The sequence below is a fragment of the Christiangramia portivictoriae DSM 23547 genome (assembly GCF_000423045.1).
Lineage (GTDB): Bacteria > Bacteroidota > Bacteroidia > Flavobacteriales > Flavobacteriaceae > Christiangramia > Christiangramia portivictoriae.
In genome coordinates this window covers 158493-173959 of the sequence record NZ_AUHF01000007.1, presented here as the reverse complement: position 1 = coordinate 173959, position 15467 = coordinate 158493, and the positions used below count along the sequence as shown (strand labels likewise).

General features: G+C 40.5%; 12 protein-coding genes and 1 tRNA gene. 11 read left to right on the top strand and 2 right to left on the bottom strand.

Annotation, left to right across the window (positions count from 1 at the left end; translation table 11 throughout):
• The first annotated feature begins 185 nt into the window (after positions 1-185).
• The 5 genes from trxA (at position 186) to G529_RS0105810 (ending at position 5389) form a co-directional block, all read left to right on the top strand.
• Positions 186-503, top strand: a complete 318-nt coding sequence (gene trxA / locus G529_RS0105830) for a thioredoxin (protein ID WP_026914648.1) — start codon at positions 186-188, stop codon at positions 501-503.
• Between the two features lie 79 nt (positions 504-582).
• Positions 583-1512, top strand: coding sequence for a DUF58 domain-containing protein (locus G529_RS0105825; RefSeq protein WP_026914647.1), 930 nt, complete (start codon positions 583-585; stop codon positions 1510-1512).
• 86 nt (positions 1513-1598) lie between these two features.
• Positions 1599-1672: transfer RNA gene (locus G529_RS0105820), tRNA-Asp, on the top strand.
• A gap of 264 nt (positions 1673-1936) precedes the next feature.
• Positions 1937-3133 (top strand): GAF domain-containing sensor histidine kinase, encoded by a 1197-nt coding sequence (locus G529_RS0105815; protein ID WP_157514544.1) that lies wholly within the window; start codon positions 1937-1939, stop codon positions 3131-3133.
• Positions 3134-3391: 258 nt separating this feature from the next.
• Complete coding sequence (locus G529_RS0105810) at positions 3392-5389, top strand: protein-disulfide reductase DsbD family protein (protein WP_026914645.1); 1998 nt, start codon at positions 3392-3394, stop codon at positions 5387-5389.
• Between the two features lie 268 nt (positions 5390-5657).
• Here G529_RS0105810 and G529_RS0105805 read toward each other — a convergent pair whose 3' ends face one another.
• Positions 5658-5900, bottom strand: a complete 243-nt coding sequence (locus G529_RS0105805; protein ID WP_026914644.1) for a hypothetical protein — start codon at positions 5898-5900, stop codon at positions 5658-5660.
• A 27-nt stretch (positions 5901-5927) separates the two neighbouring features.
• A complete protein-coding gene (locus G529_RS0105800; RefSeq protein WP_026914643.1) occupies positions 5928-6659 on the bottom strand; it encodes an SDR family oxidoreductase in 732 nt (243 codons plus the stop codon).
• A gap of 132 nt (positions 6660-6791) precedes the next feature.
• Between G529_RS0105800 and G529_RS0105795 the strand changes: the two genes are divergently transcribed.
• From G529_RS0105795 to porM, 6 genes are all read left to right on the top strand, one after another.
• The gene (locus G529_RS0105795) at positions 6792-7802 is read left to right on the top strand and encodes a hypothetical protein (protein WP_026914642.1); all 1011 of its coding nucleotides are present in this window, start codon (positions 6792-6794) and stop codon (positions 7800-7802) included.
• Between the two features lie 149 nt (positions 7803-7951).
• On the top strand, positions 7952-10516 hold the full coding sequence (gene topA / locus G529_RS0105790; protein WP_026914641.1) for a type I DNA topoisomerase: 2565 nt from the start codon (positions 7952-7954) through the stop codon (positions 10514-10516).
• Positions 10517-10519: 3 nt separating this feature from the next.
• On the top strand, positions 10520-11680 hold the full coding sequence (locus G529_RS0105785) for a formimidoylglutamase (RefSeq protein ID WP_026914640.1): 1161 nt from the start codon (positions 10520-10522) through the stop codon (positions 11678-11680).
• Between the two features lie 117 nt (positions 11681-11797).
• Positions 11798-13162, top strand: a complete 1365-nt coding sequence (gene porK / locus G529_RS0105780) for a T9SS ring complex lipoprotein PorK/GldK (RefSeq protein WP_026914639.1) — start codon at positions 11798-11800, stop codon at positions 13160-13162.
• Between the two features lie 54 nt (positions 13163-13216).
• Positions 13217-13864 (top strand): type IX secretion system motor protein PorL/GldL, encoded by a 648-nt coding sequence (gene porL / locus G529_RS0105775; RefSeq protein WP_026914638.1) that lies wholly within the window; start codon positions 13217-13219, stop codon positions 13862-13864.
• Between the two features lie 47 nt (positions 13865-13911).
• Entirely contained in the window at positions 13912-15462 is a 1551-nt protein-coding gene (gene porM / locus G529_RS0105770; RefSeq protein ID WP_026914637.1) for a type IX secretion system motor protein PorM/GldM, read from the top strand.
• Positions 15463-15467 lie beyond the last annotated feature (5 nt).

Below are 15467 nucleotides of genomic sequence, written 5' to 3'. Positions count from 1 at the left end.
TGAGCCAGCGATTGAGGCAAGCTACCGTGTAGCGCCGAAAGCGCGGTCACGCGACAAGCGTGAGGCTCCCTTATAAAACCAGACAATATACTTATAGTCAAATGCAATATAGAGCCTGTAAGGATTCTTTATATTATTGACTACTTTTACGAATCGAATATTAAACAAATAAAATTAAAGATATTATGGCTATTGAAATAACCGATGCGAATTTCGAAGAACAAGTACTAAAAAGTGATAAGCCGGTAATGGTGGACTTCTGGGCTGCATGGTGTGGACCTTGTAGAATGGTTGGACCAATCATCGATGAGATTAGCTCTGAATATGATGGGAAAGCTGTTGTTGGTAAGCTTGATGTAGATGCAAATCAGGAATTTGCTGCTAAGTATGGTGTTCGAAATATCCCAACCGTACTTGTATTTCAAAACGGTGAAGTGGTAGGTCGCCAGGTAGGTGTTGCTCCAAAGCAAACTTATGCTGATGCTATCGACCAGTTGTTGTAATAAGCAATGATCAATATACTGAAGCCTCGCAATCGCGGGGCTTTTTTTATTGCAAAACTATGCCTACTTTCAGACTGCAATGAAAATTAAGAAGGAGCTGCATAACACCGGAGGTTTTTTAAACCTTGACCTTTTGGCCAAACAGGTGGTTGAAGGTTATATTTCAGGGATGCATAAGAGTCCGTTTCATGGATTCTCAGCAGAGTTTGCAGAACATAAGATCTATAATAATGGAGAGAGTACCCGGCATATTGACTGGAAATTGTTCGCGAAGTCTGAGAAACTGTATACCCGGCGCTATGAAGAGGAAACTAACCTGCGTTGTCATTTAATTATCGATAATTCAGCATCCATGCATTATCCCAGGATCGAAAAGCAGAACAGGCATCACCTGAATAAGATCGGCTTCTCTGTGCTGGCTTCAGCCTGTCTTATGGAGATTTTGAAAAGACAGCGCGATGCGGTTGGAGCTAGTGTTTATAGTGACGAGTTTGAATTCTATGCGCCGGAAAGAACTGGAGAACGACATCATCATATGTTGCTCAATAAATTTGACGATCTTCTGAAAGCTAAAAGACCACGAAGTTCTACTGATACCTATACGTATTTACATCAAATCGCTGAAAAGCTGAAGCGCAGAAGTTTAGTTTTTCTCTTTACAGACATGTTTCAGGAAGATACAGAGGAAGAGAAGCTGTTCGAAGCTTTAAGGCATTTAAAGTATAACAGGCATGAAATCGTACTTTTTCATGTAATGGATCAAAAAAAGGAACTCGAATTCGATTTTGAGAATAGTCCGCGTAGATTTACAGATGTGGAATCGGGAGCTCAGATAGATCTATATTCTGAGAATATTCGAAATACTTACCGGGAGGAAGTCAAAAATTACCTGGAAAACTTAAAAATGCAATGTGCCAAATACCGCATTAGGTATGTGGCTGCAGATATTCATAAAAACTTTGAAAATATTTTGACGGCCTATTTGCTTGAGAAACAAAAGTTTGGATAGTTATGGAAATATTATTTTTAAAAAACTCAAAAAAACGTTTGCTCAATCTAAAAAGGGACGTATATTTGCCCTCGCAATAACGCAACGGTCTGGTAGTTCAGTTGGTTAGAATACCTGCCTGTCACGCAGGGGGTCGCGAGTTCGAGTCTCGTCCAGACCGCAAAGTTGCAAAAAAGCTCCTCTATACGGGGGGCTTTTTTTGGCGCTAAAGATTAGTTGTGTTGTTTTTGTTCCCTGAGAGGGGAATGTGTAGTTGACCGTCTTATAATCCTTGTTGTGTGGATTCACGGTTAACCAATGAAAAGCTTTTTTCCACTTGGTGGAAGAAGGCTTTTTTGTTTTTGGGCGCTGCTGTAATCACATTTATGCAGTCATAGGAGTTGGTCTGCAGGATTCCCCTATCTTAGCAGCCGAAAATTTATCTATGAGTACAACGAAAGCAGAAAATCTTCAGAAGGAATACCTACGAATAAAGAAACTAAGTGAATTTGATCTCGATCTCTACGAGCTAAGAGAACAGTTCAAGAGTTTGATGGAACTTGCCGGGCATATCGCCGGAACTGAAGTATCTGTAGTGAACCTTATAGATAATTATTCACAATGGACGCTTTCAGCAGTTGAAGAGGATCCTAAGCGTATTGCAAAGGAGAACTCTATTTGCGCGTATACCATACGGTCCAATAGTTTTATGGAAGTACAAAGACTTGATCTCGATGAGCGGTTCAGGGACAAACCTTATGTGGTAGGTGAGGAAGCTTACCGCTATTACCTGGGAATGCCACTTACCCTGAGCTCAGGCGAGAATGTTGGTTCTTTATGTATGCTGGACACGAAGCAACAGCAGATAGGAGAAGATAAGAAGCTGGCGCTCGCTGTGATCGCCCGGGAAATTGTACATAAGCTGGAACACAGAAGAAAATTAAATGAAACTCTGTATACACTTTCTGAAACTGTTCGAATAAAAAACCAGGTCGCTCATGATGTTAGAGGTCCGGTACATGGAATCGCGGGTCTTGCTGAGTCTGTAGAAGATGAAGATCTATCTGCAGATGAAATGAGAGAGTATTTTACTCTTATCAAAAATTCTGGAAAAGGCATTATAGATCTTACCGATGAAATTCTCAATAGTGGCCGAGATCAGGAAATGCAAGCAAGCAGGAAAATAAATATGGCTGATCTGCAGGAGCGGCTGCTGCAACTTTATGATTTACCAGCCAAATCCAAGAACCTTGATTTCAAAGTTTTCGTAAATCGTGAGAAGGATCAGCTTAAGTTTAGTAGAAGACGGGTTCTTTCCATATTCGGCAACCTGATCTCCAATTCGATAAAATTCACTCCCGCCGGTGGCCGTATAGAGGTGCATATGGATTTTGTGAATACGGAAACCGGAAAACAGCTGGAAGTTCTGGTGCAGGACAATGGTAAGGGAATGAGTAGCAAGGCACTAGAGAACTATTTTGAAGATGTTTCAGAATTATCCTCAGGAACAGGAGGTGAAAAAGGTTTCGGACTTGGTTTAAAACTGGTCAATGAGCTGGTGCATGAACTGGGAGGCTCCATGAAAATTGCTTCAGAAGTCAACAAAGGCACTAAAATTAGTATTCTTATTCCTGTATTATAGGCGCCTGCCCGAGGTAGTTTGTCTTAAGTTCAGTATTGATAAAATTCCATTTATCAGAGTTCAACTCAATGCTGTAATGGACTTGAAAAAACAATGAGAATTAAGTTAGTGCGCGCAAATTATTACGACACAGATAGTCTTATGGCTTAAAAATAGCTACCTGATTAATGAATCTGGAATGCTCATTTAACAGGAGCTACAATCAGCTTAAATTGATTATTTTTGAAGCCATTTCAATATTTAAAAGACGCAGTCTATATGTATACTTCCCTAAGACATTTTTCGAAAGGTCTTTTTTTATGCTGTTTGTTTATTAGCCTGGGCGCTACCGCTCAGATCCAGGAACCTGTAAAGTGGACTTCTGAAGTTGAAAAAGTTTCAGAGAATAAATATGACCTCATTTTTGAGGCTAGTATACAGGATAAATGGCATTTATACTCCCAAACTCAACCTGAAGGAGCTGTAAATTCTACAGTTTTTACTTTTGAAGATCTGAATGCCGGGTATGAATTGGTAAACGAAACCAGGGAAAGTGAATCTATTACTGAATTTGACAAGGTTTTTGAGACAGATCTAAGCTATTTTCTGGATCAGGCAACATTCACTCAGCGAGTTAGGGTAACAGATTCCAGTTTAACAAGCATAATTGCCAAAATTGAATACCAGGCTTGCGATGATGAAGCCTGTATTTTCGATTCCAGGAAATTTACTTTTCAGCTAAAGGAAGATAGTACTCCGGCAAAGCTGGAAACTGAAGAGAAAGGTGCTCCTAAAACCGAAGACCAGCGTTCGTTCTGGGGCATTTTTATCATTGCATTTCTCTCTGGATTTGCTGCGTTGCTAACTCCATGTGTGTTTCCAATGATCCCCATGACCGTTAGTTTTTTTACCAAACAGTCAAAATCACGTGCAGCGGGAATCAGGAATGCTATTTTCTACGGAATATCCATCGTGGTTATTTATGTACTTCTGGGTTCACTGGTAACCTTGATTTTTGGAGCGGACAGCCTGAATGCTTTATCCACCAACGTGTGGTTTAACCTCATTTTCTTTATACTTCTGGTAATTTTCGCCATGTCCTTCATGGGGGCTTTTGAAATCGTTTTGCCAAGTAGCTGGGGAACCAAAATTGATTCTAAAGCAGACAGAGGTGGTTTAGTAGGAATATTCTTTATGGCATTGGCCCTGGCCATCGTTTCATTCTCATGTACAGGTCCAATCGTGGGAACTTTATTAGTAGAAGCAGCTTCCAAAGGAGGTATCGCACCAATTATAGGAATGCTGGGGTTTTCGCTGGCAATAGCCCTGCCTTTTGCACTGTTCGCGGCCTTCCCTGGCTGGATGAACAGTTTGCCGAAATCTGGTGGATGGTTGAATACGGTCAAGGTGGTGCTGGGATTCCTGGAACTCGCACTGGCCTTTAAATTCCTGTCGAATGCCGACCTTGTTTTGCAGCTACACTTGCTGGAAAGAGAAGTTTTTCTGGCGATCTGGATTGCGATTTTTGCTGTTCTCGCTTTGTATCTCTTCGGAAAAATCCGTCTGCCACATGATTCTCCTCTGGAATTTATTTCTGTTGGAAGATTATTATTAGGGATCATAGTTCTTACGTTCACCATTTACCTGATCCCGGGCTTATGGGGAGCACCTCTCAAAATCATTAGTGGATTTCCTCCACCCTTGCAGTACAGTGAATCACCTGATGGCATTGGAAGTGCCGGAGGTATCAATTCGAACGTGAATGCTAACCTTCCTGAAGGAGCCGATTATGGACCACATGACCTGGTAAGTTTTCATGATTATGAACAGGGAATGGCCTGGGCAAAAAAACAAAATCTACCAGTTCTTCTTGATTTTACCGGACATGCCTGCGTGAATTGTAGAAAGATGGAAGAAAGAGTGTGGAGCGAAGATGAAGTGTTAAATTTGCTTCAGAATGAGATCGTATTGATCTCACTATACGTGGATGATCAACGAGATCTTCCCGAGAATGAACAATATGTTTCTGAAGCTACAGGAAAGGAAATTGAAACTATTGGAAATAAATGGAGTGATTTTCAGATCACAAACTACCAGGCAAATGCACAACCTTATTATGTGCTGCTCGACAATGAAGGAAACAAGTTGAATGATCCCATTGCCTATGAACCAGATGCTGAGAAATATTTGCAGTGGTTGAAGAACGGGGTGAAAAATTTCAGTAATGATGAGAAGTCGGAAATTCTGATTGAAAACTCCTCTTCCATTTTTCAGTAAGTATAGTTTTTCGCAAAGTTTCGTTTTTAATAATATTTCGGTAACTCTTTAATCTTATCGCACCTATCTGAGTTTTTGTTTGAGGCTTACTAAACCTGAAAATGAAATTAGATTCTTCCGAAGTGAAGCAAAAACGTTGCTTTATTAGAATGTGTGAAAACAGATTTGTTCAAAGCGCTAAATGAAAAAATCTCAATATTCAATTTCCTATATAAAACTGAATACTGAGATTTCTAAAATTTACTCGCCCGTTTTTTATGGATGCGTGTTAGTCCTTGTGTTCTTCTACGGTCTTACGATCCCAGCCTCTGTCCTCACCTAATTGCTTCTGTTCCTCGATGCTTTCCTTTCTAAGATTATGAAGCGTGTACGCCATATAACCGGCATAAAGAACAGAAAAAATTCCAATTCCTACTTTCCCGCCTTTGATCGCGGCCTTTTTACCCGATTTATAGATAATTCCTCTAATTAGAAATTTAGTTCCCAATTTCATTACATGTCCAATTCCCATTTTCTTAAGTTTTAGTTAGTTATAATTTTATGCTTTTCCGGTAGGTTTGACCAGCAGTTCATTTACGTTTACAGATGCAGGTTGTGAAACTGCATAATACACGGCATCAGCAATGCATCCAGGATCTAGCATTGGTTCGTCGCCGCCGTAGTTCTTGTCTTCGAGGAGTTCAGTATCTGTGATACCATCTCTAAGGTTCGTATCCACTGTTCCTGGTTCTACCGCAGTCACGCGAATGTTGAATTCTGGAGAAAGTTCCATTCTCATCGCTTTGCTAAGTTCGATGATCGCCGCTTTTGATGCTCCGTAAATGGCGCCACCTGCAAAAATCTCTTTACCGTCCACGCTGGCGATATTCACTATATGACCATCTGCCTGGTTTTTCATAAGCGGCAGCACAGAATAAATACATCTAAGCGTTCCCTGCACATTCACTTCAATAGTAGACAGCCACTCATCCAGATGTCTGTTTTTAAGATAGGTGAGCGGCATAATTCCGGCAGAATTTACCAGGATATCTATTCTGCCATATTTTTCATCCACTTTGCCAAATGCTTTGGTAACACTTTCTGTACTGGTTACGTCCAGTTCCACGACCATGGAGTCGCCAGAGAGCTCTTCCTGGATTTTCTTCATTTCCGGCACGCTTCTGCTGGCCAGCACAACCTTGTAATTCTCTTTTGATAACTTTATGGCGATTGCCTTACCAATGCCGCTACTGGCTCCAGTGACGACTGCTACCCGATCCTTTTCATTCATCTTTTTCATTTTGGATAAGATGTCCAATCGCCAGCGTTTTCTGCGTTAAAATAGAGGCAAATAACACATATTTAACGAATTCCAACTTTTACAGAAATAGATTCATTTTATCTTCGTAGAAATTATCAGGATTTGAACAAACACCTTTATAAATTATTTCTATTATTATTTTTCGTTGCTGCCTGCAGTAGTGAAGATGATGGGAACCAGCGTGTACGAACTTCTGCAACCGCATGGGTTCTCGCCACAAACCACAATGGAGAAGTTAAAAAGTTTGATATTAATAACGCTACTTCAAGTACTTTCAGGTTGAATTCCTCAGATGCCGAAGGTATTTACTATAATCCTGCTGATAATGGTTTTACGATTGTTTCCAGGATTCCGGGTAGACTGGAGTCGTATCATAACATTACCGACTACGCGAATAATGTGGAAGTAGAACTTGATGCTGATATTCTCGGGAATATTCATTACCAAAGCGGTAGAGATCTTGCAGTCCAGGGTGAGTTCTATGTGGTCTCAGATAATACAGATCTCGATCTTGACGAAACCACCCCGGAAGGTCGACTCTTTGTTTATGTTCGCGAAGAAAATTCATTCAGACTTCGAAATGTCGTGACCACAAAATTTAAGCTTTGGGGTCTGGAATTTATTGGTAACGATCTCTATGCAGCAGTAGACGAAACGAATAAAATTGCTGTATATAGAAATTTTGCAGCAACCTATACTACCAATATACTTGCTACAGCCAATAAGCAGGTGGCTTTTCAGGGATTGCTTCGCACACATGGGCTGGATTTTGATAATGGGATCATGGTGCTTTCAGATATAGGAGAAGCTGAATCTGCTACAGATGGAGGATTGCATATCATTCAAAATTTTGAAGAAAAATTTAATGCCGCTCAGAATGGCTTTGTGGCCCTTGAAGATCAATTGCGCATCTCTGGAGACAATACTCTCTTAGGGAATCCTGTAAACCTTGTATATGATAGCGCGTATAACGTAATATTTGTTGCTGAAGCTGCAAATAATGGAGGTAAGATCCTTGCTTTCAATGATGCGACTTCAGTTTCAGGAAATATTTCACCAGATCTGCAGTATGATATGCCGGGAGTTTCCTCCGTATTTTTTCACACAGAATAACATTTGCTGAATAGTCCTTCAGAAAAATTTAAGTATTTCAATGGCCCTTTATAGCTGGTTGTTTTTGCTGGCCTTCTGCCCGTTTTAATTGAAGTTTAGTGGCAGATTAAAAAATTGATATACTTTTGCAACTACAAACCAACAGATTTATGGCTAAGAATTTAGTGATTGTTGAGTCTCCTGCGAAGGCTAAAACCATTGAAAAGTTTCTTGGAAGTGATTATAAAGTCGCTTCCAGTTTTGGGCACATTGCCGATCTGCCAACTAAAGAGATAGGGGTAGATACTGAAGGGGATTTCACACCTAAATATATTGTATCCAAAGACAAGAAGGATGTTGTAAAAAAGCTTAGAAGTCTTGCTAAAACTGCTGAAATGGTATGGCTGGCGAGTGACGAGGATCGGGAGGGAGAGGCAATCGCCTGGCACCTTGCTGAGGAACTTAAGCTGGAAGACGACAAAACCAAAAGGATCGTATTTCATGAGATCACCAAAACGGCGATCCTGAAAGCGATTGATAATCCCAGGAAAATAGATTATAATTTGGTTAATGCCCAGCAGGCACGTAGAGTCCTGGATAGGCTGGTAGGTTATGAGCTTTCACCGGTGCTTTGGAGAAAAGTAAAAGGAGGACTTTCAGCAGGGCGAGTACAATCTGTAGCAGTAAGATTGATCGTAGAGCGTGAAAGAGAAATTCAGGATTTTACCGCACAGGCTTCTTATAGAATTGATGCTGAATTTTCTACGGAAGAAGGAAAGTCTTTTAAGGCTAAGATTCCGAAGAACTTTGATACCAAAGAGGAGGCAGAACAATTTCTGAAGGATAACCTCGGCGCTAGCTTTAAGGTGGCAGATCTTACCACAAAACCAGCGAAAAAATCTCCCGCACCTCCATTTACCACATCGACCTTACAACAGGAGGCTGCTAGGAAACTGTACTTTTCAGTAAGTAAAACCATGACGATGGCGCAACGTCTTTACGAAGCCGGTCATATTACTTATATGAGAACAGATTCTGTAAACCTTTCCGAAGAAGCAAGAAAGGGAGCCAAGGAAGAAATTGAGAAAGCCTACGGAGATAAATATGCCAAGGCACGGCAGTTCAAAGGAAAATCCAAGGGAGCGCAGGAAGCTCACGAAGCAATTCGCCCAACCAGCTTTAAAAAACATACGATTTCCGGAGATCGGGATCAGCAAAGATTATATGAACTTATCTGGAAAAGAGCGATCGCTTCACAAATGAGCGATGCGCAACTGGAGAGAACCAATGTAAAGATCGATGCAGATAAGCATGATAACCAGTTCACTGCAAATGGTGAGGTGCTTAAATTTGATGGATTCCTGAAAGTATACCTTGAAGGTAGTGATGATGAGGATGAAGAACAAAGCGGAATGTTACCGGCTTTGAAAGTTTCTCAATCTCTTACCAATGAATATATCACGGCAACCGAAAGATTTACCAGGCCTCCATATCGCTATACGGAAGCTTCACTCGTGAAGAAACTGGAAGAACTTGGAATTGGAAGGCCGTCTACATATGCGCCAACAATCTCTACCGTTCAATCCAGAAATTATATAGAAAAAGGTTCTGTAGATGGGACCGAAAGGGAGTATCTGCAATTCACATTGAAGGATCAAAAGATCAGGGAAGATAAGTTATCTGAAACCGTTGGAAGTGATAAAGGTAAACTGGTTCCCACTGCTACAGGAATGGTTGTTAATGACTTTTTAGTGAACCATTTTTCCAATATTCTGGATTATAACTTTACGGCCAGGGTCGAAGAAAGTTTCGATAACATAGCTGAAGGAAATGAAGAGTGGAAGTCTATGATGAAGGACTTTTATAAGGATTTCCATCCTCATGTTCAGGATGTTGCACAAAATGCTGAAAGAGAAGTTGGGGAGAGAATACTGGGTGAAGATCCCGAAACCGGTAAACCTGTAAGTGTTCGTCTGGGTAAATTTGGACCAATGGTGCAGATTGGAAGTGTGGAAGATGAAGAAAAACCTCGTTTTGCCAGTTTAAGTCCGGACCAGAGCATGGAAACGCTTACTTATGAGCAGGCGATGGACCTGTTTCAGTTACCAAAAACTTTAGGTGAATATAAAGGCGAAAGTGTTGAGGTGAATAACGGTCGTTATGGTCCTTACGTGCGCTTCGGCAAGACCTTCGTATCTCTCGAAAAAGGGGAAGATCCTTTAAGTGTCGAGTTTGATAGGGCTATGGAACTCATAAAAGAAAAGGAGAAGGCCGATGCACCTATTTATGAATACAAAGATCATCCGGTACAAAAAGGAGTAGGTAGATTTGGACCTTACTTAAAATGGAACGGAATGTTCATTAATGTGAACAAAAAGTATGATTTCGACAACCTTTCAGATAAGGATATTGAACAATTGATCGATGACAAGATTCAGAAGGAAAAGGATAAGTTAATCCATCACTGGGAAGAAGAGGGAATTCGTGTAGAGAAAGCTCGCTGGGGACGTTTTAATGTTATTAAAGGCAAAGCCAAGGTGGAGCTTCCTAAGACTACCAACGCCCAGGAACTGACTCTCGAAGAAGTACAGGATATTCTGGAAAAAAGCGGTAAAACCAAGAAAAAGGCTGTCAAGAAAAAGCCAGCTAAAAAGAAAGCCGCACCAAAGAAAACTACAGCAAAAAAGACCACGGCTAAGAAAACAACGAAAAAGACATCCCCTAAAAAGAAATAATATATGGAGTTCGACTTTCTTAGTCCTGTATCAGAACAATTACTGGATGAGGTCACAAACCTGAATCCACAAACCATAGGTGGTCAATTAAAACTTCATACATCCAATCAGGGGTTGCCAGACCTGGATAGGGTGAATGTAGCAATATTTGGGGTAAGGGAAAATCGCCGGGCAGTAAGCGGAGATTCGGTCCCCGATTTTGTGCAATTACGGAGGCAGTTATATGGATTGTATCCCGGAAACTGGCATTTAAAACTTGCAGACCTGGGTGATATCAACGCAGGAGATACGGTAGAAGATACATATTATGCGGTTTCAAGTCTTTGTTCAGCACTTATAAAGCAGAACATTATCCCTGTTATTTTAGGAGGAAGTCAGGATTTAATCTATGCTCAATACCGTGCGTATGATTCCCTTGATCAAATGGTGAACCTGGTAAATATTGATAGTAAGTTTGACCTTGGTGATGCAGATAAGCCTATTAGTAATCAGTCGTTTGTAGGAAAAATCGTCGTAGATAAGCCTTATAATTTATTTAATTATTCAACTATCGGTTATCAAACTTATTTCAATTCCCAGGAGGAAATTGAATTGATGGAACGATTGTTTTTTGAAGCTTACCGGTTAGGCGAAGTCACCTCAAATATTGGTCATATGGAACCCATCATGAGAAATGCAAATCTTGTAGGTCTCGACATAAGATCTATAGATTCGGCATCTGCCAATTCAGATTATTTCAGCAGTCCCAATGGCTTCAATGGCAGGGAAATTTGTGCATTATCACGTTATGCGGGAATAAGCGATAAAGTAAGTTCATTTGGTGTCTATGAATACCAGAATGAGATGAATAAGCTTACAGATACACTGCTCGCACAGATCATCTGGTATTTTATTGAAGGGGTGAATTATCGTACCAACGAGAATACCATTTCGGCTAAAAAAGAATTTATAAAGTACCAGGTACCTATAGATGACGATATACTGGTGTTCTTCAAGAGTCCTGTGAGCGGGCGATGGTGGATCGAAATTCCTTTTTTAAATTCGGTCAATAATAAATTGAAAAGGCATACGTTATTACCATGCAGTGAAGAAGATTACCTGGAGGCTTGCAACCAGGTTATCCCGGAACGATGGTATAAGGCTAAAAGAAAAAACGAGGTATAAAATATTAAAGTCAGGCATTATCGGTAATTGCTGTATTTTTATCGGAAATATTGTTTTTTAAAAAATATTTAGATAGGTTTACTGCCGTAAATCAAAATGTCTTAACCTAAGATAATTATGAAGAAGTATATTTCGCTCATTGCTGTTCTGGCCTTGCTTTCAAGCTGTGGTGGAGGCGATCGTGGACAGCTAGTAGGTGCGGAGGGAAAGAAGTGGAATCCGGAGAAACCTTATGGTATGACATTAATTCCTGGTGGTTCGTTCGTCATGGGTAAATCTGATGATGATATCGCCGGGCAGAAGAATGCACCTCCAAAAACGGTTACTGTTCGTTCGTTTTATATGGACGAGACGGAGATCACTAATTCTGAATACCGTCAATTTGTAGATTGGGTAAAAGATTCGGTAGTACGGGTTGAACTAGCTAAAATGGCTGAGTTGCAAGGTGCTACTGCTGGTGATGATGGAATTGGCGAATTTGCCTTTGCAGATGCTGAAGAAGGAAACATGACACCGTACGAAGAGTATATGCTGAACACTTACGGGCAGGGTGGTCCTTCAGAAGATTACTCGAACAGAAGGCTCAACAAGGATGTGGAGATATACTGGGATACTGAAGATTATCCAGATGTTTACTATGCCGAAGTAATGGACTCCATGTACATTCCAATGAATGAAGTTTACAACGGGCAGAGAACGATCGACGTTAAAAAATTAAAGTTCAAATATTCTTATATGGATATACAGTCGGCTGCCAAAAAGCAGGGTAACCGTAGTAACTATATTAAGAATGAGGAAGTTTCAGTTTATCCTGATACGACAGTTTGGATTAGAGATTTCAATTACTCCTATAATGAGCCTATGCATAATGACTATTTCTGGCATAGTGCATTTGATGAGTACCCAGTGGTAGGTGTTTCCTGGAAGCAGGCGAGAGCATTTACACAGTGGAGAACTAAGTATCACAACGACTTCCGAAGAGAAAAAGGAGACGCCAACGTACCTTCTTACAGGTTACCTACAGAAGGTGAGTGGGAATACGCCGCTCGTGGAGGTCTGGAAGGTGGAACGTACCCATGGGGTGGTCCTTATACCTTGAATGATCGTGGATGTTTTATGGCTAATTTCAAGCCACTTCGAGGAGACTACGCGGCAGATCAGGCTCTTTATACTGTAGAAGCCAAATCTTATGATCCAAATGATTACGGATTGTACAATATGGCTGGAAATGTAGCAGAATGGGTAGATTCGAGTTATGATCCAGGATCTTATGAATACATGTCCACAATGAATCCAACGGTAAATAATCCACAAGATTTGAGAAAAGTAGTAAGAGGTGGTTCATGGAAAGATGTAGCATACTTCTTACAGGTGAGCTCGAGAGATTACGAGTACATGGACTCAGCACGTAGCTATATTGGATTTAGAACTGTTCAGGATTACCTTGGAACAGATGTTACCCTAAATCAATCGAGTAAATAAACTTAGAACTTCAACCTATCAATAAACCAACAAGAAAATTTAAAGCTTAAAGTTATGGCAAAATCAAGAGGAGCAAAACGGGTGACCAACATGGTGTATGGTCTTGGTGCATCTGTAGTTATTTTAGGGGCGTTATTTAAAATTATGCACTGGCCGGGTGGTAATGAAATGCTTATTGCCGGTCTTATCGTAGAAGCACTTGTATTTGCATATTCTGCATTTGAACCAATCGATGATGAACTGGACTGGTCATTAGTATATCCAGAACTGGCTGGTGGAACAGGTACTAAAAGAGAAGCTGTGGTTGTGGAACAAAAAGAAGCAGAGGCATCTTTGTCTAAGAAGCTGGATGCAATGCTGAAAGAAGCAAAACTAGATGCAGATCTTATGTCCTCACTAGGTAATAGTATTAGAAATTTTGAAGGAGCTGCCAAAGGAATTGCCCCAACAGTTGACTCGATGGCTTCTCAAAAGAAATACAGCGAAGAATTAACCGTAGCTGCTGCTCAAATGGAAACTTTGAACAATATTTATAAAGTACAGGTTGAATCTGCTTCCAAGCAGGCAGAGGTGAACCAGGCAGTTGCAGAGAATGCTGGTAAACTTAAAGCGCAAATGGATTCGTTAGCAAACAATATGGCTTCACTGAACAATGTTTACGGAGGTATGCTAACTGCTATGAACGGAAAACCAAGAGTCTAATTGAATTTTCAATTAAACGATTTATTAATTAAAATATCTAATTAGACATGGCATCCGGAAAACAATCGCCAAGGCAGAAGATGATTAACCTAATGTACCTGGTTTTCATCGCTATGATGGCACTAAATATGTCCAAAGAGGTACTTACCGCTTTTGGAATGATGAATGAAAAATTGAGTACGGCAAATGCTACTGCTGAGAACCGAAATGCCGCTTATATGGCCGGTCTTGCTGAAAAAGTGGATGAGCAGCCAGCCAAGTACACCTCAATTAAGGAAAAAGCCGATCAAATCGACCAGTTATCTGCTCAACTCAATGATTATATTGAAGGAGTAAAGAATGATCTTACTGCAGAAATGGAGAAGGAGGAGAACGGTAAATGGAACTACGAAGAAATGGATAAGTCAGATCAGCTGGATGAAATGTTCTTTCAAAGTGGAAGAGTTTCTCCTGCCGGTGAGGAATTTGTAAATCAAATTAATACTTATCGTGAAGAAGTATCAGCGATCCTTGAAGATAAATATCCTCAGCTTGCAGCTAATGTAAGAAGAGAATTTTCTACGGAAGAGGTGACTGATGGTGATGGTGTTACCAAACCGTGGTTGTATTACAACTACCAGGGATTTCCATTGATCGCATCTTTAACGAAAATGACTCAGATACAATCTGATATTAAAAGTACAGAAAGCGAGATCCTATCTCAAATGTTATCGGGACAGTTACAGAGTGATGTTTCTTTAAGTAATTACCAGGCTATCGTAATTCCAGATAAACCAGCATTTTTTAGCGGTGAGGAATTTAGCGGTAAAGTAGTACTTGGTCGTTTCGATAATACATTACAATTCGAAAAGGTTACCATAAACGGGAAAGAGGTTGAAAACACTCAGGCTGGACAGGTAGTATTAAAGTTTCCTGCAGGAAATGTAGGTGAGCAAAAAATTACTGGAGAGCTTCAGTATCTTGAGAATGACTCGTTGAAAAGTATCGAGATCTCAGATTCTTATAACGTAATTCCTTTACCTAATTCAGCCGTGATTTCCGCAGATAAGATGAATGTGGTTTATCGTGGGGTTCAGAACCCGATGACGATCTCCATTCCGGGTGTAAGTAGCGTTAGTGCAAATGCTCCGGGACTAAGAGCTTCTGGTGGTGCTGGAAGTTATATGATGGATGTGACCACGCTGCAGGCTAGAGAAGTTACTATTAGCGTGAGTGGAGAACTTCCAGGAGGTAAAACAGTTTCAGATAGAAAAACCTTCCGTGTTAAAGATATACCTAGACCTGTTGGTACGATTCGTGGAGAGGATGGTTCTGTATCTATGCAGAGAAATTCTTTAGAGATAGCAACTATTGGTGCTAACCTTCCGGATTTTGATTTCGATCTGAACCTGAATGTAACTGGTTTCAAATTTAAAGTACCGGGACAGCCTACTATCAATGTGAATGGTAGCCGTTTGGATGATAGAGCCAAAGCCGCTTTAAGAAGAGCAGGAAGAGGTGAATCTGTACAGATTTATGATATTAATGCTTCCCTTCAGGGGAACTCAAGTTATAAGCTTAAGAAAGTTGCGCCGGTCGTAATTGAGCTTACAAACTAAAAATT

Bases quoted from the DNA above. Each gene is read 5' to 3' on its own strand.
- trxA (WP_026914648.1), top strand. From the start codon at position 186: ATGGCTATTGAAATAACCGATGCGAATTTCGAAGAACAAGTACTAAAA.
- G529_RS0105825 (WP_026914647.1), top strand. From the start codon at position 583: ATGAAAATTAAGAAGGAGCTGCATAACACCGGAGGTTTTTTAAACCTT.
- G529_RS0105815 (WP_157514544.1), top strand. From the start codon at position 1,937: ATGAGTACAACGAAAGCAGAAAATCTTCAGAAGGAATACCTACGAATA.
- G529_RS0105810 (WP_026914645.1), top strand. From the start codon at position 3,392: ATGTATACTTCCCTAAGACATTTTTCGAAAGGTCTTTTTTTATGCTGT.
- G529_RS0105805 (WP_026914644.1), bottom strand. From the start codon at position 5,900: ATGGGAATTGGACATGTAATGAAATTGGGAACTAAATTTCTAATTAGA.
- G529_RS0105800 (WP_026914643.1), bottom strand. From the start codon at position 6,659: ATGAATGAAAAGGATCGGGTAGCAGTCGTCACTGGAGCCAGTAGCGGC.
- topA (WP_026914641.1), top strand. From the start codon at position 7,952: ATGGCTAAGAATTTAGTGATTGTTGAGTCTCCTGCGAAGGCTAAAACC.
- G529_RS0105785 (WP_026914640.1), top strand. From the start codon at position 10,520: ATGGAGTTCGACTTTCTTAGTCCTGTATCAGAACAATTACTGGATGAG.
- porK (WP_026914639.1), top strand. From the start codon at position 11,798: ATGAAGAAGTATATTTCGCTCATTGCTGTTCTGGCCTTGCTTTCAAGC.
- porL (WP_026914638.1), top strand. From the start codon at position 13,217: ATGGCAAAATCAAGAGGAGCAAAACGGGTGACCAACATGGTGTATGGT.
- porM (WP_026914637.1), top strand. From the start codon at position 13,912: ATGGCATCCGGAAAACAATCGCCAAGGCAGAAGATGATTAACCTAATG.